Below are 20,022 nucleotides of genomic sequence, written 5' to 3'. Positions count from 1 at the left end.
GCAGCTTGAGACTGCTATCGCTGGAGTGTGCAATGACGCTGAAGTGGCTGCTCGTTCGCCGGATCACGCTGGTCGCCATAGCCTGTCTTTTCGCCGGATCGCTCATCGCTATCTATCGCGTGGCAAGCATCGCAAAGCACCAGAATGAAGAGCTGGCGCAATCCGTCAGCCGCCAGCTCAATCTACAGCTCCTTCGGATCGACACGATGCTCGACATTCCGAAGAGATTTCCCGATTGGGACTTGGTCACCAGCTACGCACTTCAGCCGGGACAGTGCGTGCAGCTATTGAAGCAGGACGGGTCGGAATGGAGAACGAGCTGTTCGGGCGTCGACACGGTTTCGAACCCGTCGCCGCAATGGTTCATCGACGCGTTCAGATCTTTCGCCGGCGGCGAGATGCGGGTATCTCGTCCGGTTTCATATCGCAAAAAAGTTGCGGGCAGCGTGGTCGCAACCTTCAATCCTGCCGCGATTGCCGGCGAGACGTGGCACACCATTGCGCCGGTATTCGGCTTCTCGGCTTTGCTCGTCTCGCTGCTTTGTATCGTCACGTACTACGTGATCGATCGCGCACTGCGCCCGACGACGGTAATCCTAGACCGCATCAATCGCTTGGCGAAGGGCGATCTCTCCAGCCAGTTGCCATCCTTCCGTGTCGTCGAAATCAATCGCATCAGCGAAGTCTTCAATGCGCTCGTCGCCGATCTCAAGCGCGCGTCGTCGGAGCGTGCCGAGCTTGCGCGCCGCCTGGTCGACGCTCAGGAACAGCAGCGTCGCCACATAGCGCGCGAGCTTCATGATGAAATCGCGCAGAAGCTCAGCGCGCTAAATGCCCTTGCCGCCTGTCTCAGAATTGCGGTGCAACACGACGCGACGAAGCTCGAAGGCGAGGCGAGGGCGTTGGAGGACATGGCATCGAGCCTGATGACCTCTCTGCGCAAAACCTTGACGTATCTTCGTCCGCAGGAAATCGACGATCTCGGATTGCTTCCGAGCCTACAAGGCCTTGTGGCCGCTTATAACACGGAGGCGAAAGGCCGGACGCGCTATACCATTGAGACGAGTGGCGACGTTGAAGAGCTCAATTCCGAGACCAGAGCGCACGTATATCGGATTATCCAAGAAGCCTTGAACAACGCTGCCAAACACGCCAATGCGCAAAACGTCAAGGTAACGCTCAACCAGTTTCGCAATGTGGCTGGCGAGAAAATAGAACTGGCGGTGACAGACGACGGTATCGGGCCGATGCCCGACGCCAAACAAAAAACGTTTGCCGGATCGGGATTGATCGGCATGCGCGAACGCGTGCTCGCGTTGAGCGGATCGCTGGATGCCGGGCCGCTCGAGCAGGGAGGCTTTGGGCTCCATGTGCAGTTCCCGTCGCACGTGCATGGGAGCGCCGCATGAGAAATATCCGTGTGCTGCTGGTCGATGACCACGCCGTGGTCCGCGAAGGCTATCGGCGCCTGATCGAAAAGCATGACGGCATGGAAGTTGTTGCCGAAGCCAGCGATGCTTCGTCCGGATATGCAGCCTTCAAGGCGGCGAAACCGGACGTGGTCATCGCCGATATCTCTATGCCGGGTCGTGGTGGCATCGATCTCGTACGCCAGATCCGCCAGCTCGATCCGCATGCCCGCGTTTTGATGTTCACGATGCATGCCGATGCAACTTACGCGCAGCAGACATTCCGGGCCGGTGCGCGGGGCTACATCACCAAGAGCAGCGCGCCGGATGTGCTGATCAATGCGATCCGCAGCGTCTACGCAGGTAAGCCGGCGCTGTGCGATGAGATCAATCGCATCATTGCCGAGAGCCGCGTGATGGATGACGTCTCGCCGATCGACGCCTTGACGCCCCGCGAGTTCGAGATCCTACGCATGATCCTCGACGCCAAGGCGACGGATGAGATCGCGAACGCCTTCAACCTCAGTCCGAAGACGATTGCAAATCATCACTACACGATCAAATCGAAGCTCGGCGTCCAGTCCGATATCGAACTCGTCTACCTTTGCATGAAGCACGGATTGATCGCATCGGTGTTGGCTTCGGCATCGATTTAGACGCAATTTTCGGGAATTTTTTCACTTCGCGGAGTGGTGCGATGCAATGACGAATGTCCGCGTGACGAGCGAACTTCCGCTTGCATGAACTCCGTGCAACTGCCTACATGCTCGGCACCGGGGCTTATTCAAAATATTGTCAGCTGCGTTGCCCCGCTGCGTTGCTGTCATCCTGGGACTGCTCGGCTGTAAAGGCTTGGCTCCAAGCGGAAAGCGCGACCGTATCGCGCCGCAAGGTACCCACTATGACGTCACTTCAAGACCTTTCTATTTTGATCGTCGACCCAAATGGCGAAGCAGCGTTTGGACTGCGGCAGTCGTTTATTGCTGCGGGTGCGAAAGCACACGTCGTCGAAAGCCTCGCATTCGCAGAGCGTCTTCTCGATGCAAAAAATATAGACGCTGTAGTTCTGCCGTATTCGCAGGATCCGCAGACGATCGGCTTCTGCCGCATGCTCTCTGTGCGCAATATTCCGTCCGTCTTTACGTCGGAGCCACCTGCGCGCTATCCGACGCGTCAGCAGATGTCAGGCGCGATCATCGCCGTCAAAGGCCTGATCGACGAGAGTGGTCTGCAGACCTACCACTCCATCAATTGACATCGCAAAAAAAACGCCGGGCGCGGAGTGCGCTCGGCGTTGTCTTTCAGCTATCGCACAATCCGACACGTGGGCGCGCGAAGGTTGACTAGTCTTCCTCGTCCTCGTCGGGGACTGCCTCGTTCTCGTCTTCCCGTTCATCGTCAGAATCGTCATCGTCGCCCGGATAGGATGGTGCTCCCAAAGGCTCGCCGGGCATTTGCACGGGCACCGGCGAGGGCTCGTCCGGATCGAATTCTTCCGGCTCAACGACTTGCTGCTTCCGCTTGTCCATTGTCTCTTCCTCGCTCTCGAAAACGCCTTGCCTGAAATATTGTGCGTTCTGGGATTAGATCCAGTGGGCCGGCATACGCGTCCTTTGAGTTACGTCAGACGCACCAGCATCGTGTCAGGACCTCCGATGTCGGAAACGATCTTGGTGGCAAACGCATCGTCTCCGCCGACAACGATATAGGCGAATTTCAGCGCCTTGGCTTTTGCCTCTTCGGCGCCGGCGCCAGGCGTCAATTCGTGAAAGACAGAGCGGTTGAACATGCCGTCGTCCAAGATCTCCGCGATCGCCGGACAGGCGTAATAATAATACTCCCGCTGCTGCTCGATCGTGTCGATGAAGATCGACCCGAGCGCCTCCATAATGGCGCGCCGATTGCGATAGGTCGGGCTACAGGCAACGAGGATGCGCAGTGTGCTCGGGGGGGACTTGTGACGGCTCATGTTAAACAATTCCGCAATGTTGTCGGAACTCGAACGCGCCTCGAACCATTTTGCGCATGGCCTATGACAGGCATGAGCGTACTGATCACGAGGTGCGGCGAACGCACATAGCGGCCAAGCCAGTGATTAGGCGAGCGAAAAATGCGGTCAGCGGGACGCCACGGTGTCGCGCAGCCTGCATTCGCTGTGGCTCATGCTCAAAACGACAAGAAGGTCTGACGAAAGTAGGATACCCAAGCCAAGGAGCACCGCAGTGGATAGTCGCATTTCGCAATTGGAGCGCGCATTCGAGCTGGCAAGCTCGGGCCGTTGTGCCTCGGTCGCGGACATCAAGCGCAAGTTGCGTGAAGAAGGCTATATGGACGACCAAGTGGAAGGGCCGTCTCTGTTTAGCCAACTCAACACTCTCATGAAAAAATCGAATGGCCACGCGTCGCGCAATGCGGCCCGTCCGTCGAGTTCGGGTTCGAGCGCAGCTTAAGCAAATCTCCATAAGTCTGGACGCACCCCGATCCCTGCCAATCGGGGTGCTCCATTCCGCTACGGCCTTCTGGGGCAGTCGCACTGAGGGATCGTGCGTGCCGTAGCCCCGGCTTTACCAACTGCGGTGGTTTCGGTTCCATCAACGTGAACGCAAGCGCTTCTGGACGGGTGTCTTGAGGACACGCCGGGAACTCCCCATGAGCGCGGGCCGTTGCCTCATCTCTCAGGAAGAGGTGGCTATATGGAAAGTTTCTCGATGGTGCAGGCAGGGCGATGGTTGTTTGGTGCCATTTCGATTTGCTGTTTCGCAGCAACTGTGACCGCTGCGGAGGCGCAAACGACGGAGCCCACGCCGTCTCAAAAACCGGACTCTCAAAAACCGGGCGGCCCGGCAAAGCAATCCGGCGATGTCCCGCTGAGTAAGAAGCTCGATAGGAATGACGGCGTGATCAAGCCGCCCCACGGCATTGATCCTGAAATTCATCAGGCACCCCCGGCGAGAACCGGCGATAAAATGCCGGTCATCATCCCGCCGGGCGAGCCGGGAGGCGATCAAAGCGTCCAACCCAAATAATGCCGCGTACGGATCATACGGCGTCCCTTTACTTTTCGGTAAGCTCGTCGATCGCGAATTGGCAATCTTCGAAGAGAATGTTGGCATATCATTCGTCTACAAACGAAGGCGGTAACCGCCCTTCGCGAAAGTCGAAAAATGGAGAGTAGACGCGATGAAAATTGTTCTTGCAGCTTTGATCAGCCTTGGACTGTGCAGCGCCGCGATGGCCGATGCGACATGCAGTGCGACCGCGAAAGAAAAGAAGCTCGCCGGTGCCGCGCTGAAAAGTTTCATGACGAAATGCACGAAAGACGCGAATACGAAGTGCAGCGCTGACGCGAAAGGCAAAAAACTTCACGGTGCAGCCGAGACGAGCTTCACCAAGAAATGCGTACGCGACGCGACAGGCGCGTGACACGGAACCGCAAAAGCAACTAGCGCGTTCTCGGCTCAAAGAACAGCAGCGGCGTGCTTTGACCCAAGCAAGAGGCGCGCTGCTTTTGAGTGGTCTGCGCAAAAATGAGCGATGTTAGCCCTCAAGTCATCGGCGATATGTCGAAGTCTACCGGATGCGAGCAACAGCAGTCGTGGAAGAAAAAACTGCTATGCTGGTTCACGGAGTTCGCCGGTTGGTCGGCACTTCTTATCGGGTCGGCGTCGGCCTTCGTCGTTGCGACGTTATCCGTAATTGTTTGGGCTGCCACCGGCCCGCTTTTTCATTATTCCGATACTTGGCAGCTGATCATAAATACCGGAACGACCTTGGTGACGTTCCTGGCCGTATTTCTCATTCAACACAGCCAGAACAGGGACGGCAAAGCCATACAACTCAAGCTCGACGAACTCATTCGTAGCACGCAGAAGGCGCGCAATCGGCTGATCGACCTTGAGCATTGTACTGATGAAGAGATCGAGCATCTTCAGCAAGAATTTGCTCGGCGCAGAAATTCGTAAGCTTCGCACGATCGCGCACATCCTGGGGGCGGCGGAACCGTGGCCTGCACGTGGCGTTCCACGGCAGTGCGGCTGTCGAAACGGAAAGGATGTCGACCATGCAAGCCGAAAACAGATTTCTCAACACCACCGAAGTGCCCGGTACGTCTGTCTACGACGGCAGCCATGCCGAGATCGGCGCTGTCGATGACCTCATCGTCGACACCATGTCGGGAAAGGTACGCTATGCGGTATTGAGCTTCGGCGGATTTCTCGGGCTCGGAAAAAGCCAATACGTCATTCCATGGACCGCGCTGAAATGGGACTCGGATCTCGATGGCTATGTGACGGGCATTACCGAAGAGCAGCTTCAGTCGTCCCCCGATCTCGATCCGCTTTCGCTGCGCAATCGCGAGACGGAGACGCGCCTGCATGAAGCCTATGGTGCGCCTGGCTATTGGGAGCTGGAGCCGCGGAGATAAAACCACGCTCTACAGAAGTCTGATCGCGCAGCCGTGAAGAGAGTTCGGGCGCTCTGTCGCAGAGCGAAACTCAACCGCATGGCTGCGCGTTCTTATCATCGATCTTCGCAGGAGAACGATGATGCATCCCGCAATGGCAGTTTGGATTTGGTCGGTCGCCATGCTGCGCGCATGGCAATCATCGATGTGGGAAGGCGGCAATTTAGGTCTGTCGCTGGATACCGCGCCAGCAACGACACAGCCTCGTACGCGTCTCGCAAATTATGATATTCGCCTCGTGCCGGCGAATGATTATCTGCATTTTGAGGTCGCCGAAAAGCCGCTTCCCGATGTCCTCCTGGATCGGCTGGCCGATCTCTATTGGGCGGAACGCGACGCGGAACTTGCGATCTGACGGTGACCCCTGTCACCCGGAAGGCTTTGGCCTATTACCGGTTGGCTCATCCTTATGGTCGATCTCAGCCAACCGTTTAAGCCGCTGCGTTAGAGCGTCGGGTAGCTCTTGGGCATCATTTGAGAACAATTTTCTCAATCGCACCGCCACCTGACGCTCGAAATGAAACATCCAGTCATCGATATCTCGCACGTGCCCATCCAATCTTTTTTTTCCGTGTTTGAATTCGTAACGTGTACGTTGGAATGCTGTTCCTGGTGTTTTGGACGCGCGACGAAGCAAGCGCGCAGAACGGAGCAAACTTCTTGCGCACCTCGATGCTCGGCGTTTGCCTTCGACAAGCATTTTTGCGCTGTTTGAACGAAGCGCCGCTGCGAATTATTCGGTTAACATCATGAAATAGAACGTTACGCAGTCGTCACCCGACCGCCGCATTCCGCTTCGACAACACTCGCAAACGTGCAAAGCGGGGTGCGTGATGGAAAAGGACAAAGCGGCGGAACGGATCGTTCACGGCTTGAATCTCATTCGCGGTGAGGCGGCGCGTCTCGATACCGCCCGGGCGGAGGGCAGGTCGTTCGAGGCGAAGCTCGCTCTTAAGACGATCAAAGACGAGTGCTTCCATCTTCGGCAATTTCTGTACGAGCTTCGCGAGGACGGTCGGCTCGATTGATCGAGCGGGCGAGCTGCACCGCGAAAAAATGCGGCCTGTGCGCTGGCGACGGCTCTCGGCTACGTCGGAGCACCCAATGACGTCGGGTCGAAACCGCGGGTATCCTGCCATCGCAAAGACGCAGCATGACTATAATTTAATGGCCGAAGAGCTACGAAGGGAGTGCAAAGAGCGCCCAATAAACCCGCTCAGGACCCGATATCGTCCATTTGCGATAATCCGCGAGTATGATTGCGCGCCTTGTCCATATCGAACAAAGTAGGACCTACGTGCGTTGTGACAATGGCCGTTACGGGTCACGGCGAGAGGTGGTTTCCCATGTCGAAGCAGAAATTCGCGCTGGCCTTGGGCGGTGGAGCCGCACGGGGTTGGGCGCATATCGGTATTTTGCGAGGCTTGGCCGAGGCTGGGCTGGAGCCCGAAATCGTCGTCGGCACATCGATCGGCGCCATTGTCGGTGGTCACTATGCGTCAGGACGCCTCGATACGCTGGAGGAATTTGCCCGAAGCCTTACCCGTCGGCGCGTGTTCAGCTTTCTTGATCTGAGCGTTTCCGGTTCGGGCCTTATCGCGGGGCAACGCCTGTTCGACCGCTTCGACGATCATTTGCGCGGATACAAAATCGAAGACCTGCCCACGCGCTTCGCTGCAATCGCGACCGATCTGTCGTCCGGGCAGGAAGTGTGGTTGCGTCGCGGCAACGTGATCGACGCGGTTCGTGCTTCGTCGGCTATTCCGGGCATCGTGAAGCCGGTCAACATCAATGGCCGTTGGTTGGTCGACGGCTGTCTCGTCAACCCGATTCCGGTCTCGGTGTGCCGCGCACTGGGCGCGCGCGTCGTCATCGGAGTCAACCTGACGACGGAGTTTGGACGCGGGGGCATTTCGATTGGCGACGACGATGACGAGGTTTCAGAGGAGGTCATCGTCGATGAGGCGCCCATCACGCGCTGGAACGGCCGCGGCGCGTTCCAGCTTCTGCACCGTCAGTTGTTCGGGCGCAGCGACGGTGCGCCGGGAATCACCTCGGTTATTCTGAACTCCTTCAGCATTTTCCATGATCGGATCTCTCGCGCGCGGCTGATGGGCGATCCGCCCGATCTACTTGTTGCGCCGAACCTGGCCGACATCGGCGTTCTCGACTTCCACCGCGCTGATGAAATGATTGCGAGCGGTCGGGCGGCGATAGAACCACATATCCCAATGATTGAGAGTTATTTGAACGCTCCGCCTCCGGCGTTGATCAACACCCGGCTTTTTGCCGGTTGAGGCCAGGCCAGCAGCTTTTCAGCATGCATTGAACGGTGAATAGCGCCCCGGGCGTCCGTGTACGGCACATCGTCACGCATGGGAAACCGTTTTAGGCTCGCGCGCGTCTACGTCTCGTGATTTTCTTCGGCCTTGGCTGCGTGGGCTTTCCCAAGAGAGAGCGGGCGTTTGATGACCGTAGTCGCAACCATTCAAGACGTCAGGGATTTCGCTCTCGCCAAGCACGAAGGGCAAGTGCGCAGGCATGACGGCAAGCCCTATATCTCACATTTGGACGGGGTTGCGTCGATCTTGAGAGAGCACGGATACACGGCGCCGGAAGTGATCGCAGCGGCGTTCCTGCACGATACGCTGGAGAAAACCGATACGACGCTCGAAGAGTTGATCGAGAAGTTCGGGATGGTCGTCGCCGAACTCGTCTTTTGGCTGACCGATACGGAGCAGGGAAGCCGCGATGCGCGCGCTTTGGAGGCGGCGTGGCGCCTTTCCCGCGCGCCCTGGAATGCAAAGCTCATCAAGCTGGCTGACATCATCGATAACGTTACAGCCATCATCATGTGCAATCCGGATTTCGGACCGACGTTCCTCGATGAGAAGCGGTTGCAATTGAAAAAGATGGCAGAGGTTGAAAGCAGCAGGCTGCTTCGCCTTCCGCTGTTCCAGAAGGCTGCCATCGTGACGGAATCTGCTTCCCTGTAAAATCCGAACACGGCGCGAATGCAGCGCGTCGGTGCATTCAACTCGCATGCTCGACGTTAGCCTCAGAAACACGCCGACGGCGAACGGCGCCATCCGACATGCTGGCACGTACGCGCGGCAGCGAGCCCGGCAGTTCCTCCTGCAGAAACGCAATCAGCTTCTCTCGAACTTCGCATCTAAGGTCCCACGCCGCAGGCGAAGTGCGTGCGCTGACGAGCGCTCGGAGTTCGACCGTTCCTTCCGTCGCGTCCGTCACCTGCAGATTGACGACCTGCCCGTCCCAGAGCGGCGACGCCTTGGCTATCTCCTTCAGTTTGTCGCGCACGCGATCGACCGGCACGGTGTAATCGGCGTGCACGAGAACCGTCCCGATGATCGATGCATTCTCGCGCGTCCAGTTTTGAAAGGGTTTCTCGATGAAATACGAGAGCGGCACCACCAGGCGCCGCCAATCCCAAAGCTTGATGACGACGAAGGCCGACGTGATCTCTTCGATCCATCCCCATTCACCTTCGACGACAACCGCATCATAGACGCGGATTGGTTGCGTCATGGCGATCTGGACGCCGGCGATGAGGTTGGCGAAAACCGGACGCGCCGCAAGCGCAACGACGAGACCGGCAACGCCGGCGGAGGCAAAGAGGCTGATGCCGTATTGCCGAACCGCTTCGAACGTCATCAATGCGGCGCCGACCGTTACGATGACGATGAGCGTCTCGGCCGCGCGCTGGAGTATGCGAACCTGCGTGTAATGCTTGCGGGCAAGCAGGTTGTCGTCAGCCAGCACGTCGAACCTGCGCAGATAGAAGTCCGCAGCGATCTTCGTTGCGATCAAGGCGACCCAGCCTGCGAGGATGATGAAAGCAAGGCCGAGCGCCCTGCTGAAAAAGGACTGGACACCGTCGCTGAGCGGCGCCACGGGAACGGCAAGCGAAACGATAATGATGATAAGCGCAAGCCTCGTCGCGCCCTTCGTGTTGGTGAAAACCGACCGCAGGTAAGGATGATTGACGCCGATCCAGCGGCGCATCGTGGCGACCAGTGCGCTATGCAAGACGATAGCGACGGCGATCGCACCGAGCGCCAATCCCACCGGCAAGAGCCAATCCGGCATCGCACCGAAATAAAAAGAAGTAACGGCTTGGAGCATAAATCTCCCCCTGGGCCAATTGCTGCTTTGCAGCGTAACGCCAGGGGGAGGGGAGAGTTTCGTCGTTCAGACGATGACAGGCGGCAGGAGAGGGCCGAGATCCGCACGCACCCGTATCGTGCCGGAATGTCGCAGGAACGATCGGCGGAGTGGGAGCGTAATCCTGGTACCACGGCCCGCACCTTCCCCCCAGGTGCCGTCCCTCAAGCCGTGGCCAAACCCGCACACCCTGGCTTCCCCCCGGCCAGGGTGTTCTTTTTTAATGGCTCAGCGGCGCTCCTGCTCAACCAGAGCCAAGCGTTTCAGCGGCTCAGCGATGATGTCGGGGAGAGCCGTGAAATTCCGTTCTGAAGTGAAGAGTTTTCTGAGACGCGGCGCGGCGCGATCCTTGAACTCGACCACCCAGTCGTCGTGTAAGGAACAGGTAACTTGTGCGAACTTGCCCATCGCGATCGTTCCTTCTCCTGCATTCAAATCCAACACGAGAAGAATACGCGAAAAGTGTTTCCAATCATTTGCCTGAAATTCGATTGATCTCGGCCCGGAATATCGAAAACGGCACCGCCGTTAGGAATTCGGTGACGAGCGCCAGTCGCTCTGATAGGACACCCGCACTGATCCCGGCCGCGGCGGATGTCGCGCCGGAAATCATCTCATTTGAATGGAAGGAAAAACGATGCCAACGATGTCAGACAATCGTCGCCGACGCATTATTGCCCGTCAGCGCAAGCTGGAAAACTTGAAGAAGCGGACTGAGAAGATCGCCAAAAAAGAGCGCAACGCCTAACGTGCGCACAACGCGGGGCGGTCGTCGCGCGTTATGGCTGCCACTTGAAAGTTTCGTTGCTCTCAAGAACGGCAGCAAGCCGCGCCACCGCCTCCGCATGTTGATTTAATCTGTCTTCCAGCGCCGCCATCATGTTGGACTTCACGGTTTGCGGCCATCGCCGCGCATGAATGAGGTTGAGCTCGATTGAGAGCTCAGTGATGATCTCATTGTGCCAATAAAGCGCGTCTTCGACGGTATAAGCGTCCAGCGCATTTTCCACGCAGATTTCCAGATATTCGCTAGCTTTCATCATGTTCGCATCCGGCTCGTCGGAACGCAGGTTTGCAGACGTGTCGCGAAAGAAACCGCGCCGCAAGCGAAGCGCATGCAAAAGTGCGCCGCCCTTCATGTGGTCGACCAGCTTGCGGAGCAGCCTCGAAGGATGGGTGCTGCCAAATGCGGGCAGAGGATGATTGCCGTCCGCCGCCATCGCTAAACCCTCCCTGAACATATTCTACGCTATGTGAGCGTTTCTCTTGGCCGATCCTCCGCCGTTCGAAGGACGCGCAATCGCCGGCTTTTGTTCCACCTTCGCGGAAGAATTTGGCTTATTTCCAACGAGCTGGCGAAAGGATCGATGCGAAGATCGGCTGGCGCTGCAACTTTCCCCCGGGCCGCAGGTAATAAAAACGATATCTGGCGTTTTACGCTCGGTATCGCGAGCCCAGAGACTATCTGTCTTCACAAACACCGCTCCGCGGATCCTCGATAGTCGTTGGAGTTCGATCCTGTGCCGGTCCACCCTCCCGGCGCGTGGGCTTCGTCGAGCGGAGCCGTAAAAAGCCTCGGTTTTTGCCTCAAGCGAAGCCGAGGCTTTTTATTTTTGAACGCAGGCGATTGCGGAACCTCTCAATTCCGAGAGGCGTTGAAGGCGCACAACGACAGGAGGTTAGTTATGAATTGGGATCGTATCGAAGGTAACTGGAAGCAGTTCAGTGGCAAGGTCAAAGAGAAGTGGGGACAATTGACCGACGATGATCTTGCCCAGGTGAACGGCAATCGCGAGCAACTCGAAGGCATTCTCCAGAAGCGCTATGGCTATGCAAAAGACCAAGCCAAGCAGGAACTCGATCGCTGGTCGGATTCGCTGTGACGCCGATATTAGCAGTCTTGTAATGGAAAGGCCCAAATTTTGGGCCTTTCTTTTTGGTTTCGGCGTCTAGAATGGCACCAGAGACGATTCTGCGTCGGGGGCATCAGGCATGACCGAAACGTTTTACGCCGAAATTCTCACGCGTTCAGAGCAAGATCGCGCCAACGGACGGCTGGAAATCTCGCTGTGCAATGCGGCCGGGGACTGTCAGACGATTTCACTTAGTACCGATGCGGTCGCGGCTCTTGCATCGCTCATTGCTAACGCACCGCAACCGAGCACCGCACTGACCAAAATCCCGGATAATTTTGCTGTCGGTCACGGTCGGCACGAACCGGTCGTGATGTTGCGCTTCGAGGACGACCCTGCCTACGGCCTGACGGCCGAACAAGCGTTTGGCCTTGGCGAAGCGCTACTGGAAGAGGCCGAGACTGTCGCTACAAAGATGAAATACGCGGTGCGCCAGTAGACAGCGTACATTCATCAGGCATGCCGGGCGGCAAGCTTCCGCGCGCTTTTCAAATCATGCACGAAATCGGCGTAGGCCGTCTCTTTCTCATGGCGATCCCGAATGCGCAGGATCGACGACGGATGCACGGTGATGAAGCCAGCCCTCGTCCCGAACTCTGCCGGTCCGCGTGAGCGCCCGATAACCACGGGCGCACCGGCCAGCGCATAAGCGGCAGTCCCGCCAAGCGCTACGACGAGATGCGGGTGGACGAAGTCCAACTCCTTCATCAGCCACCAGCGATAGTGCTTCACTTCTCCCATCGTTGGCTTTTCGTGAAGACGTCGCTTGCCGCGTTGCTGAAACTTGAAGTGCTTTACCGCATTCGTGACGTAAGATTGCGCGCGATCTATTCCGGCTTCACGGAGTGCTTTATCGAGCAGCTTGCCTGCCGGTCCGACGAACGGATGGCCTTCGAGATCTTCCTGGTCGCCCGGCTGTTCACCGACGAACGCAAGCGCTGCTCCAATCGGCCCCTCGCCGAAGACCGCACGCGTTCCACCCTCGACCATTGGGCCAGCGGCCGCCATATCTTCGTTGAGTTCGGCGAGAGTGCGAGGCTCGTTCCCGACCGAAGACGCAAAGAGATCGCCGGTCGAGGGACTAGGCGAAGCGCGCTTGTGCACGGATGGTTTGGAAGCTTCCTTCGGCATGGCGTGCTCAACGCGCAAATGAAAGGTGAGTTTAGTCCATCACGCGCCAACGGGCGATTGGTTCCCATCAAATGAAATGGGCGCCGGAACGTGGGGTTCCGGCGCCCTCGTCTGAGGCAAGTCAGGGAGCACTGCCAACCTCAGTCGTGGAAGGTCTCCCCATGGAGAGCGAGGTCGAGGCCTTCGGCCTCTTCGGCTTCGCTCACCCTCAAGCCAATCGTGTACTTGATGAGGAGAAGAATGATGAGGCTGACAACACCGGACCAGACCAGCGTCATGGCAACGCCCTCAACCTGCAGCATCATCTGACCGGGATTGCCGTCGAGCAGCCCCGATTTGCCCGTGCCGCCGACCGACTGCACGGCATAGACGCCGGTCAGGATCGCGCCGAGGATGCCGCCGAGGCCGTGAACGCCCCAAACGTCGAGGGCATCGTCATATCCGAACATATGCTTGAAGCCGGTCACGCCCCAGTAGCAGACGACGCCCGCCGCAAGACCGATGATGAAAGCGCCGTTGACCGAGACGAAGCCGCAAGCCGGCGTGATCGCTACGAGGCCGGCGATGGCGCCGGAAATGGCGCCGAGCAGGCTCGGTTTGCCTTTGACGATCCATTCGAGCAGCGTCCACGACACGAGCGCGGCGGCCGTTGCGAGATGCGTGTTGATCATCGTGATGCCGGTCGAAGCGCCGGCGCTCAGCACCGAGCCGACGTTGAAGCCGAACCAGCCGACCCACAGCAGCGAGCCGCCGACCATCGTCAGCGCCAAGTTATGCGGCGCCATCTGGACGGTGCCGTAGCCCTTGCGCTTTCCGATCACGATCGCCGCGACGAGGCCCGCGATGGCCGAGTTGATGTGGACGACGGTGCCGCCCGCGAAGTCGAGAACGCCGGCGCCGCCGAGATAGCCGCCCGGTCCCCAGACCATGTGGGCAATCGGCACGTAAGCGAAGAGCAGCCAGAGCGACACGAAAATCATCGCGGCCGAGAACTTCATGCGGTCAGCCGGACCGCCCAAGGCGATGACTGGCGTGATGATCGCAAACGTGCCCTGGAACATGATGAAGAGAAATTCGGGGATGGTCGGTGCTGCCGGAGCCGGAGTATCCGGCGCAATGCCAGCGAGCATGACCTTCGAAAAACCGCCGAAGAACGCGTTGCCTTCCGTGAAGGCCAGCGAATAGCCGACGACGCACCAGATCACCGAAAGGATACCGGCTGCGAACGTGCACTGCATCAGAATGGCGAGGGCGTTTTTCTTGCGAACCATGCCGCCGTAGAAGAGCGCGAGGCCGGGAACGAGCATTGCCAGCACCAATACGGACGACGTCAGCATCCATGCGGTGTCGCCCGAGTTGATGGCCGGCGGCGGGGCGGCAGCCTGTGCGAGAGCGGCCACTGAAGACGCAAAGAGCGCTGCGGCGCCGAGAGCCGACGCTCTCAACGACGCCCGAATTCTTGAATGCATTATATATTCCCCCGAAATAGGTCACGATCGTCGACTGCCACTCGATCGGCAGGCGCAATCGGCTGCGTTCTCAGAGGGCACAAATATTTATCGCAAGGAATGTGCCAGTAGGCCGACGCAATAAAATGGGAACACGGAACTTGCGAAGCCTTGAGGCGCTTGCTCGTCGGTTGGGCAGTAGGAAAGTTTTTGGGCAGAGTGCTAAAGCTGCCGTGCCGAAACGTAGCCCGTCATGCCTGAGTAGCAGGAGCGGTGGCGTCAGCCCGGCGGCGAAATCGGCCAGTCGGCTTCGACGTATTTCCGGAACCAGGCGCTGAAACACTGCGGGACCGCCGCGATCTGCTCTCGAATCGCATCGGGGGTCGACCAGCTATAGCCATCGCATTCGATCGGGTCCGGAGCGATGACGCCGTCGTAGATCCCGCGAAAGACATGGACGAACTCATGTTCGACGAGGCCTGCGTCGAGTTCCGCCCGGTACGTAAAGGTTCCGATTGCCGTCAGCGGGCAGATGATCCGCATTTCTTCGTTGAGGCGCCGCGCAGCGGCTTCCGACGACGTTTCGCCGGGACGAGGATGGCCGCAGCACGTGTTCGTCCACAGACCACCCGAATGATATTTGTCGATCTGGCGCCGCTGCAATAGCAGGCGGCCTTTCCGGTCCCAAATCATCACCGAAAACGCCCTGTGCAGGCTGCCCTGCCGGTGCGCATCGAGCTTTTCAGCGATACCTGTTGGATTGTCCTCGCTATCGACAAGGACGACTTCTTCTCGAAGCATGGTCGCGGTTCCCCCAGCCGGCCCATTAGCACATCACCCAGCCGGGAGGATAGCGCCCGCTCATTGAGGCGAAATGGCGTCGGGCGCGCCCAGGCCCTAACTCAGCGACGGAAAAATCCCATCATGCGGGTGAAGTTGCGCATGATTTCATCGGCGGGTCGATCAAAGACTTCCAGTGGAATGCGGATGTGGTTGGGCGCTGGCATGGCCCAGGGCAACCGCATCAGGAAACGGTAATAAGGCCGCTTGCGCCAGTCGGCTAGCAGCGCGCGGTTCAGCGGTTCCTCGAGAATGATATGCAGTTCGTTGACCTCCGCTCCTCTGAGATTGAGCGAGACCAGATCGAGTTGTTTGATCGAGCGCCAGGCGATGATGCCGAGGCCCTCGGCGAAGATGCCGTATTGGCTGGCGCCGATCCGCGGCCTGCCCGTTTCGAGGAGCGGAAAATTATAATAGGCATATCCCAGCGTGATGAGCGCCAGCGCAAACAGCACGCTGATGCCATGGACGATACCGAGCGTCGCTAGGACGACACCGATTAGCCCGACGACATAGACCGGAAATTGAATTTCTTCCCGTTCATAGGCCACCGTATAGCCGTGCATGTCGTTTTGGCCCACGGGCACACGGTCTTGCATGTCGACTTCCGCTGCGGCAGTCCGTGGGAGGAACAGTGCCACGAACATGGCCCGTCGTTAAGCCCCCGCTGTGCTCGCCAGCGATGAGACATGCCAATAATTCAGGCACTCGATCGGGGGGCGGGGCGGACGCCGTCGATGATGATGATGACAATCCAATCGCTGTCATGCTCCCGTGCCTCGTGGTACCTTAGCTGAGGTGCGATGAAGAAAGAGGTCACGTCAGCAGCAAGGGGGCGTCGATATGATCCTGGGAATGGATTCGCTTACATTCGTGCACGTCGTATTGAGCTTGATTGGCATTGCCACGGGCCTAATCGTATTCTTAGGCTTCGTTGCCGACGCTGAAATGCCCACCTTGACCGCCGTTTTTCTCGTGACGACCGTTTTGACGAGCGTGACCGGATTTGCCTTTCCATTCTCCAAGCTGCTGCCGTCGCATATCGTCGGCATCATCTCACTGGTCGTGCTGGCCGCCGCCCTCTACGCCCTGTATGTCGCGCGGCTGTCCGGCTCCTGGCGATGGATTTACGTCGTGACAGCGTCGGGCGCACTCTATCTCAACATCTTCGTTCTCATCGTACAGCTTTTTCAGAAAGTCCCAGCCCTTCACGCCGTCGCGCCGACGCAGTCTGAAACGCCGTTCGTTGCTGCACAGGGGCTGACGCTCGCAATCTTTATCGCTCTCGGCTTCCTCGCCGTTCGCCGGTTTCACTCGGCAAGCGCGCCATCCGGAGGCAAATTGCGATCGGCGGCGTGACCCATCGGTTACGCAGGGATGGCGTTATGCCCGCGAACGCGCGAAAGTGTTGCGATGCCCTTGATGCACCAGTAGCCTCGAGATAAAGGGCCTCGTTTCATCTGCAGGAAACGCGAACGCTGATGCGCCGCTACTTGAATTTTCTGATCGGCCTTGCGTTCGCGGTGCGCAGTCTTTTGCCTGTGGGCTTTATGCTTGCCGCTTCACCGGACGCTGAAGGCATGCCCCAGATCGTCATTTGTACCGGGCATGGACCGCAAAACTGGGTCCTGGATGAGAAGGGCGTGCCCCGTCCAGCCAAGACCTCACCGGACAACAAGAATGCCTGCCCGTACGCGGCTGCAGGCGCCGTAGCGGCCGATCACGACGCGCCGCAAATCCTCGCGCATACGGTCCGCTATGCAGCGGTCACGTATTCAATCACGGCGCAAATATTCCGAACGACGCCAAAGCCTGGCGCGCAATCCGCGCGCGGACCCCCAACCACTCTGATCTGAGTTCTTCCGATTTTTTTGTCGAGTTGCGTCGCTGCGGTATCTCGACCGCCTGCGTATGCGCGTTCGTAAGTCTGATATCAGAGTGGAATTTTCGTTATGCAAATCTTCAAGCCTCGCACCAGCGCGGCTCCGATACGCATTGGCATGGCAGCCGCGTCGACGGTGCTGTCATGCTTTGCCGCAGCGCCATGCGCACACGCTCAGGATGCGAATCCGGCGTCGTCCGTCCAGCTTCCCGACGTCAACATCGAGCAACCTAAATCGCAAAAAGTGCAGCAAGCAGCTGAGAAGCCAAAACCAAAGCGCATCGCCCAACAGAAGGTGACCGCGAAAGCACCTCAACCTTTGCCTGCGGCCGCGCCGACGTCGACCGACCAATTCGCCGGAACATTGCAGGCTGGCTCAGGTGCAAGCCCATTCATCGGCAATCCGGGCACACCCTCAGCCAATGTGGCCGCTGTGCCGGGAGCCTCCGGCGCAGGTGCTCAAACTGCGACCTCGGTAAGCATGAAGTATTACGAGGACACACCCGTGTTCTCCGTCGACGATATTCTTGACGACGTTCCTGGCGTTTCGCTGAAGCAGGGCAACGGTCCCCGAGACATGGGTATTTCCATCCGCGGATCGAACGCCAGAAATGGTTTCGGGATACGCAATATCGTTGTCCTCGATGACGGATTTCCGGTTACGCAGCCGGATGGCCTTTCCCGCAGCGACCTCATCGATCCGCACGCCTACGCAGGTGTCGATGTCTGGCGCGGCCCGTCGTCGGCCCTCTTCGGTAACTACGCGACCGGAGGCGCCATCAATTTTCGAACCTATCCGGGCGGCGTGATCGACGGCGTCGAATACGGCCTGGACGTCGGCAGCTTCAATTACCTCAACAATTACGTTATCGGCGGCAAGAAGGGTGACAACTGGGAAGCCTCCGTCTTTACCAGCGACGTTCGCGGCGACGGCTACTTCGGTTACAGCGGCTTCAATACTCAGACCGTCAATGCGTTGATGACCTATCAACCGTCCTCGACCGACAAGTTCACCTTCAAATTCATCAACAACAACGTGGACACGGAATTGCCGTTTCGCACGTCGTTGCAGCAGTTCAATCAGAACCCGTTTCAGAAGGGCTGCCAAACGGCGGCGACAGCCGCCGACGGCTGCGCAACGAATAAGTTCTCCGCGACCGGCAATACCAGTTCTGGTGTCCCGCAAACCGCCGAGCAGGCAGGCGCCGGACGGGATGACCGCCGCACGATTGGCGGCTTCCGCTGGGACCATGCTTTCGATGCGGCAACGGCGTTACAGACGCAAGTTGTGGTCGACGATCGCAACATCAACCAGCCGACCGGTACGACGAGCGCCGTCGGCGATTATCTCTCCTACAACGTCATTTCCGGCGTGACGCACCGTTCGACCGTCGCCGGCCTGCCCACGCTGGGCTACCTCGGAGCGTTCTGGAACTACCTGCCCGTCGATGGCAAAACGTTCAACATCGCGCCGGGTGGCGGCGCACAGCGCGGCCTGTTGCAATCGGAGCAGACAGGTTCGACGATGAACGTCGGCGCGCGTGCCCGCCAGGAAGTGAAGCTGACAGATGATTTTTCCGTTGTCGCGGGCGCAACCGTGGAACGAACATCGCTCGATGGTTCTCAGATTGGCTACGTCTACAATACTGACGGAACGATCAAGAAAACGAACTTCGTTTCAGCCGATCGCGACTTGACGAACGTCGCGCCCGAATTGGGCGTCGTCTACGCGCCAACCCGCGAATGGCAATGGCGGGCACGCGTCGGAACAGGCTACGGCACACCGCAGTTTTCGAACCTCTTTGTCACGTCCGAAGGACTGCCAGGCAACAACACTGAGCTGAAATCGCAGACCAACGTCGGCTTCGATGTCGGCGCAGATTGGACGCCGGCACCGGGCGTTGTGCTCAGCGTCACGGGCTTCTACGAATTCTTCCGGAATGAACTTGTTTCTCAGTCGCCGGGGCCAGGACTTCCCAACTTCTCATTTAACGCACCGGCTTCGGAACATCGCGGCATAGAAGCGTCAGCGAACATCGCGCTGGGGCATGGCTTCAAGCTGACGGCGTCGTATACGTTCGACGACCAGATCTATACCGACTATGCCGAGCGCCTTTCCGGCGCGACGGCGGCCGTCAGCCGCGACGGTAATAAAATTCCCGGCGTCGCACCGAACGAGGTGTCAACGCGCCTGAGTTACGATGTGCCGGCCGGCGCATTCAAAGGCGTCGGTGCGTATGCCGAATACGAATGGCACGACAGCTTCTTCATGGAGAACGCCAACCTCTTGAAGGCACCTGGGTACGACTTGGTAAATCTCAACGTTCACTACAACAAAGATCTCAGCGGTGGTCCGATCAAGTCGCTGATGGCCTACTTCGAAGTCCAGAACGTGTTCAACGAAACCTATATCGCTTCGGCAAATAACATCACCGATCGCGTGGGGGCGGGAGCAGACGATCTGGCCGCTATATCCGGCTCGATCTACGCCGGCGCACCGCGCACGTACTATGGCGGCATGAAGCTGAAGTTTTGACGCTACGCCTCCGGATGGTCCTGGGCGAGGCCTCACAATCCGAATGCCGCCGCGGACGCGCGCCGCGACGGCGTACCTTCCTATGTCGATGCTTCACCTGGATGTGACGCGAATCGCCTCCGCGCGTCTGCGCAATCGCAGGTCGAACTTGCCAGCAGTCGTTTTGACGCAGATCATAATTCTCATTTCGATTCGTGCGCGTGCTGAACGGGAGAG

At 58.5% G+C, this 20,022-nt stretch carries 27 protein-coding genes; 18 read left to right on the top strand and 9 right to left on the bottom strand.

Features of this window, described 5'->3' with window-relative positions; translation table 11 throughout:
• Positions 1 to 32 precede the first annotated feature (32 nt).
• From RLW41_RS22660 to RLW41_RS22650, 3 genes are all read left to right on the top strand, one after another.
• Complete coding sequence (locus RLW41_RS22660; RefSeq protein WP_414462988.1) at positions 33 to 1,409, top strand: histidine kinase; 1,377 nt, start codon at positions 33 to 35, stop codon at positions 1,407 to 1,409.
• Positions 1,406 to 2,065 carry a response regulator gene (locus RLW41_RS22655; protein WP_409560276.1) on the top strand — a complete coding sequence of 220 codons (660 nt, stop codon included), beginning with the start codon at positions 1,406 to 1,408 and terminating at the stop codon, positions 2,063 to 2,065. Before RLW41_RS22660 ends, RLW41_RS22655 begins: the two co-directional genes overlap by 4 nt.
• Before the next feature lie 245 nt (positions 2,066 to 2,310).
• Positions 2,311 to 2,664, top strand: coding sequence for a hypothetical protein (locus tag RLW41_RS22650; RefSeq protein ID WP_013948093.1), 354 nt, complete (start codon positions 2,311 to 2,313; stop codon positions 2,662 to 2,664).
• 88 nt (positions 2,665 to 2,752) lie between these two features.
• On the opposite strand, the gene RLW41_RS22645 is transcribed toward RLW41_RS22650, so the two are convergent.
• Positions 2,753 to 2,938, bottom strand: a complete 186-nt coding sequence (locus RLW41_RS22645; protein ID WP_414462987.1) for a hypothetical protein — start codon at positions 2,936 to 2,938, stop codon at positions 2,753 to 2,755.
• Positions 2,939 to 3,027: 89 nt separating this feature from the next.
• A complete protein-coding gene (locus RLW41_RS22640; RefSeq protein ID WP_414462986.1) occupies positions 3,028 to 3,378 on the bottom strand; it encodes a hypothetical protein in 351 nt (116 codons plus the stop codon).
• 163 nt (positions 3,379 to 3,541) lie between these two features.
• Here RLW41_RS22640 and RLW41_RS22635 point away from each other — a divergent pair, with 163 nt between their 5' ends.
• From RLW41_RS22635 to RLW41_RS22595, 9 genes are all read left to right on the top strand, one after another.
• Positions 3,542 to 3,859, top strand: a complete 318-nt coding sequence (locus RLW41_RS22635) for a hypothetical protein (protein ID WP_414462985.1) — start codon at positions 3,542 to 3,544, stop codon at positions 3,857 to 3,859.
• A 243-nt stretch (positions 3,860 to 4,102) separates the two neighbouring features.
• Entirely contained in the window at positions 4,103 to 4,435 is a 333-nt protein-coding gene (locus tag RLW41_RS22630) for a hypothetical protein (RefSeq protein ID WP_414462984.1), read from the top strand.
• 154 nt (positions 4,436 to 4,589) lie between these two features.
• Positions 4,590 to 4,832, top strand: a complete 243-nt coding sequence (locus RLW41_RS22625) for a PsiF family protein (protein WP_409560271.1) — start codon at positions 4,590 to 4,592, stop codon at positions 4,830 to 4,832.
• 104 nt (positions 4,833 to 4,936) lie between these two features.
• Complete coding sequence (locus RLW41_RS22620; protein WP_409560270.1) at positions 4,937 to 5,371, top strand: low affinity iron permease family protein; 435 nt, start codon at positions 4,937 to 4,939, stop codon at positions 5,369 to 5,371.
• 98 nt (positions 5,372 to 5,469) lie between these two features.
• Positions 5,470 to 5,832 carry a PRC-barrel domain-containing protein gene (locus RLW41_RS22615; RefSeq protein WP_414462983.1) on the top strand — a complete coding sequence of 121 codons (363 nt, stop codon included), beginning with the start codon at positions 5,470 to 5,472 and terminating at the stop codon, positions 5,830 to 5,832.
• 133 nt (positions 5,833 to 5,965) lie between these two features.
• Positions 5,966 to 6,226, top strand: a complete 261-nt coding sequence (locus tag RLW41_RS22610; protein ID WP_409560268.1) for a hypothetical protein — start codon at positions 5,966 to 5,968, stop codon at positions 6,224 to 6,226.
• A 478-nt stretch (positions 6,227 to 6,704) separates the two neighbouring features.
• Positions 6,705 to 6,899, top strand: coding sequence for a hypothetical protein (locus RLW41_RS22605; protein WP_409560267.1), 195 nt, complete (start codon positions 6,705 to 6,707; stop codon positions 6,897 to 6,899).
• 318 nt (positions 6,900 to 7,217) lie between these two features.
• Entirely contained in the window at positions 7,218 to 8,168 is a 951-nt protein-coding gene (locus tag RLW41_RS22600; protein WP_409560266.1) for a patatin-like phospholipase family protein, read from the top strand.
• Positions 8,169 to 8,339: 171 nt separating this feature from the next.
• Positions 8,340 to 8,867, top strand: coding sequence for an HD domain-containing protein (locus tag RLW41_RS22595; protein WP_414462982.1), 528 nt, complete (start codon positions 8,340 to 8,342; stop codon positions 8,865 to 8,867).
• Positions 8,868 to 8,904: 37 nt separating this feature from the next.
• Here the strand turns inward: RLW41_RS22595 and RLW41_RS22590 are convergent, their stop codons facing one another.
• Together RLW41_RS22590 and RLW41_RS22585 are read right to left on the bottom strand one after the other, a co-directional pair.
• On the bottom strand, positions 8,905 to 10,017 hold the full coding sequence (locus RLW41_RS22590) for a mechanosensitive ion channel family protein (protein ID WP_414462981.1): 1,113 nt from the start codon (positions 10,015 to 10,017) through the stop codon (positions 8,905 to 8,907).
• Between the two features lie 267 nt (positions 10,018 to 10,284).
• Positions 10,285 to 10,464 (bottom strand): hypothetical protein, encoded by a 180-nt coding sequence (locus RLW41_RS22585; RefSeq protein WP_409560263.1) that lies wholly within the window; start codon positions 10,462 to 10,464, stop codon positions 10,285 to 10,287.
• 214 nt (positions 10,465 to 10,678) lie between these two features.
• Here RLW41_RS22585 and RLW41_RS22580 point away from each other — a divergent pair, with 214 nt between their 5' ends.
• Positions 10,679 to 10,804, top strand: coding sequence for a hypothetical protein (locus tag RLW41_RS22580; protein WP_414462980.1), 126 nt, complete (start codon positions 10,679 to 10,681; stop codon positions 10,802 to 10,804).
• A gap of 31 nt (positions 10,805 to 10,835) precedes the next feature.
• Here RLW41_RS22580 and RLW41_RS22575 read toward each other — a convergent pair whose 3' ends face one another.
• Complete coding sequence (locus RLW41_RS22575) at positions 10,836 to 11,276, bottom strand: hypothetical protein (RefSeq protein WP_414462979.1); 441 nt, start codon at positions 11,274 to 11,276, stop codon at positions 10,836 to 10,838.
• 465 nt (positions 11,277 to 11,741) lie between these two features.
• Between RLW41_RS22575 and RLW41_RS22570 the strand changes: the two genes are divergently transcribed.
• Together RLW41_RS22570 and RLW41_RS22565 are read left to right on the top strand one after the other, a co-directional pair.
• Positions 11,742 to 11,939, top strand: coding sequence for a CsbD family protein (locus tag RLW41_RS22570; protein WP_013948074.1), 198 nt, complete (start codon positions 11,742 to 11,744; stop codon positions 11,937 to 11,939).
• A 109-nt stretch (positions 11,940 to 12,048) separates the two neighbouring features.
• Positions 12,049 to 12,408, top strand: coding sequence for a hypothetical protein (locus tag RLW41_RS22565; RefSeq protein ID WP_414462978.1), 360 nt, complete (start codon positions 12,049 to 12,051; stop codon positions 12,406 to 12,408).
• 14 nt (positions 12,409 to 12,422) lie between these two features.
• Here RLW41_RS22565 and RLW41_RS22560 read toward each other — a convergent pair whose 3' ends face one another.
• From RLW41_RS22560 to RLW41_RS22545, 4 genes are all read right to left on the bottom strand, one after another.
• Positions 12,423 to 13,100, bottom strand: a complete 678-nt coding sequence (locus RLW41_RS22560; RefSeq protein WP_414462977.1) for a UdgX family uracil-DNA binding protein — start codon at positions 13,098 to 13,100, stop codon at positions 12,423 to 12,425.
• A 140-nt stretch (positions 13,101 to 13,240) separates the two neighbouring features.
• The gene (locus RLW41_RS22555; protein WP_414462976.1) at positions 13,241 to 14,569 is read right to left on the bottom strand and encodes an ammonium transporter; all 1,329 of its coding nucleotides are present in this window, start codon (positions 14,567 to 14,569) and stop codon (positions 13,241 to 13,243) included.
• Between the two features lie 258 nt (positions 14,570 to 14,827).
• Positions 14,828 to 15,349, bottom strand: coding sequence for an isopentenyl-diphosphate Delta-isomerase (gene idi / locus RLW41_RS22550; protein WP_409560258.1), 522 nt, complete (start codon positions 15,347 to 15,349; stop codon positions 14,828 to 14,830).
• 101 nt (positions 15,350 to 15,450) lie between these two features.
• Complete coding sequence (locus tag RLW41_RS22545; RefSeq protein ID WP_414462975.1) at positions 15,451 to 15,987, bottom strand: hypothetical protein; 537 nt, start codon at positions 15,985 to 15,987, stop codon at positions 15,451 to 15,453.
• Between the two features lie 256 nt (positions 15,988 to 16,243).
• Here RLW41_RS22545 and RLW41_RS22540 point away from each other — a divergent pair, with 256 nt between their 5' ends.
• The 3 genes from RLW41_RS22540 to RLW41_RS22530 all read left to right on the top strand — a co-directional run bounded on the left by RLW41_RS22540 (position 16,244) and on the right by RLW41_RS22530 (position 19,806).
• A complete protein-coding gene (locus RLW41_RS22540; protein ID WP_414462974.1) occupies positions 16,244 to 16,747 on the top strand; it encodes a hypothetical protein in 504 nt (167 codons plus the stop codon).
• Positions 16,748 to 16,869: 122 nt separating this feature from the next.
• Complete coding sequence (locus RLW41_RS22535) at positions 16,870 to 17,244, top strand: DUF2946 family protein (protein ID WP_414462973.1); 375 nt, start codon at positions 16,870 to 16,872, stop codon at positions 17,242 to 17,244.
• Between the two features lie 144 nt (positions 17,245 to 17,388).
• Positions 17,389 to 19,806, top strand: a complete 2,418-nt coding sequence (locus RLW41_RS22530; RefSeq protein ID WP_414462972.1) for a TonB-dependent receptor family protein — start codon at positions 17,389 to 17,391, stop codon at positions 19,804 to 19,806.
• The last annotated feature ends 216 nt before the right edge of the window (positions 19,807 to 20,022 follow it).

Origin of the sequence: Hyphomicrobium sp. DY-1 (assembly GCF_047497105.1) — a bacterium.
Taxonomy (GTDB): Bacteria; Pseudomonadota; Alphaproteobacteria; order Rhizobiales; family Hyphomicrobiaceae; genus Hyphomicrobium_B.
This window is presented reverse-complemented; position numbering and strand designations above follow the sequence as displayed.

Bases quoted from the DNA above. Each gene is read 5' to 3' on its own strand.
- RLW41_RS22535 (WP_414462973.1), top strand. From the start codon at position 16,870: ATGCGCCGCTACTTGAATTTTCTGATCGGCCTTGCGTTCGCGGTGCGC.
- RLW41_RS22645 (WP_414462987.1), bottom strand. From the start codon at position 2,938: ATGGACAAGCGGAAGCAGCAAGTCGTTGAGCCGGAAGAATTCGATCCG.
- idi (WP_409560258.1), bottom strand. From the start codon at position 15,349: ATGCTTCGAGAAGAAGTCGTCCTTGTCGATAGCGAGGACAATCCAACA.
- RLW41_RS22655 (WP_409560276.1), top strand. From the start codon at position 1,406: ATGAGAAATATCCGTGTGCTGCTGGTCGATGACCACGCCGTGGTCCGC.
- RLW41_RS22660 (WP_414462988.1), top strand. From the start codon at position 33: ATGACGCTGAAGTGGCTGCTCGTTCGCCGGATCACGCTGGTCGCCATA.
- RLW41_RS22630 (WP_414462984.1), top strand. From the start codon at position 4,103: ATGGAAAGTTTCTCGATGGTGCAGGCAGGGCGATGGTTGTTTGGTGCC.
- RLW41_RS22640 (WP_414462986.1), bottom strand. From the start codon at position 3,378: ATGAGCCGTCACAAGTCCCCCCCGAGCACACTGCGCATCCTCGTTGCC.
- RLW41_RS22575 (WP_414462979.1), bottom strand. From the start codon at position 11,276: ATGGCGGCGGACGGCAATCATCCTCTGCCCGCATTTGGCAGCACCCAT.
- RLW41_RS22595 (WP_414462982.1), top strand. From the start codon at position 8,340: ATGACCGTAGTCGCAACCATTCAAGACGTCAGGGATTTCGCTCTCGCC.
- RLW41_RS22620 (WP_409560270.1), top strand. From the start codon at position 4,937: ATGAGCGATGTTAGCCCTCAAGTCATCGGCGATATGTCGAAGTCTACC.
- RLW41_RS22605 (WP_409560267.1), top strand. From the start codon at position 6,705: ATGGAAAAGGACAAAGCGGCGGAACGGATCGTTCACGGCTTGAATCTC.
- RLW41_RS22560 (WP_414462977.1), bottom strand. From the start codon at position 13,100: ATGCCGAAGGAAGCTTCCAAACCATCCGTGCACAAGCGCGCTTCGCCT.
- RLW41_RS22625 (WP_409560271.1), top strand. From the start codon at position 4,590: ATGAAAATTGTTCTTGCAGCTTTGATCAGCCTTGGACTGTGCAGCGCC.
- RLW41_RS22555 (WP_414462976.1), bottom strand. From the start codon at position 14,569: ATGCATTCAAGAATTCGGGCGTCGTTGAGAGCGTCGGCTCTCGGCGCC.
- RLW41_RS22610 (WP_409560268.1), top strand. From the start codon at position 5,966: ATGGCAGTTTGGATTTGGTCGGTCGCCATGCTGCGCGCATGGCAATCA.
- RLW41_RS22615 (WP_414462983.1), top strand. From the start codon at position 5,470: ATGCAAGCCGAAAACAGATTTCTCAACACCACCGAAGTGCCCGGTACG.
- RLW41_RS22590 (WP_414462981.1), bottom strand. From the start codon at position 10,017: ATGCTCCAAGCCGTTACTTCTTTTTATTTCGGTGCGATGCCGGATTGG.
- RLW41_RS22530 (WP_414462972.1), top strand. From the start codon at position 17,389: ATGGCAGCCGCGTCGACGGTGCTGTCATGCTTTGCCGCAGCGCCATGC.
- RLW41_RS22545 (WP_414462975.1), bottom strand. From the start codon at position 15,987: ATGCAAGACCGTGTGCCCGTGGGCCAAAACGACATGCACGGCTATACG.
- RLW41_RS22580 (WP_414462980.1), top strand. From the start codon at position 10,679: ATGGAAGGAAAAACGATGCCAACGATGTCAGACAATCGTCGCCGACGC.
- RLW41_RS22585 (WP_409560263.1), bottom strand. From the start codon at position 10,464: ATGGGCAAGTTCGCACAAGTTACCTGTTCCTTACACGACGACTGGGTG.
- RLW41_RS22570 (WP_013948074.1), top strand. From the start codon at position 11,742: ATGAATTGGGATCGTATCGAAGGTAACTGGAAGCAGTTCAGTGGCAAG.
- RLW41_RS22565 (WP_414462978.1), top strand. From the start codon at position 12,049: ATGACCGAAACGTTTTACGCCGAAATTCTCACGCGTTCAGAGCAAGAT.
- RLW41_RS22540 (WP_414462974.1), top strand. From the start codon at position 16,244: ATGGATTCGCTTACATTCGTGCACGTCGTATTGAGCTTGATTGGCATT.
- RLW41_RS22600 (WP_409560266.1), top strand. From the start codon at position 7,218: ATGTCGAAGCAGAAATTCGCGCTGGCCTTGGGCGGTGGAGCCGCACGG.
- RLW41_RS22650 (WP_013948093.1), top strand. From the start codon at position 2,311: ATGACGTCACTTCAAGACCTTTCTATTTTGATCGTCGACCCAAATGGC.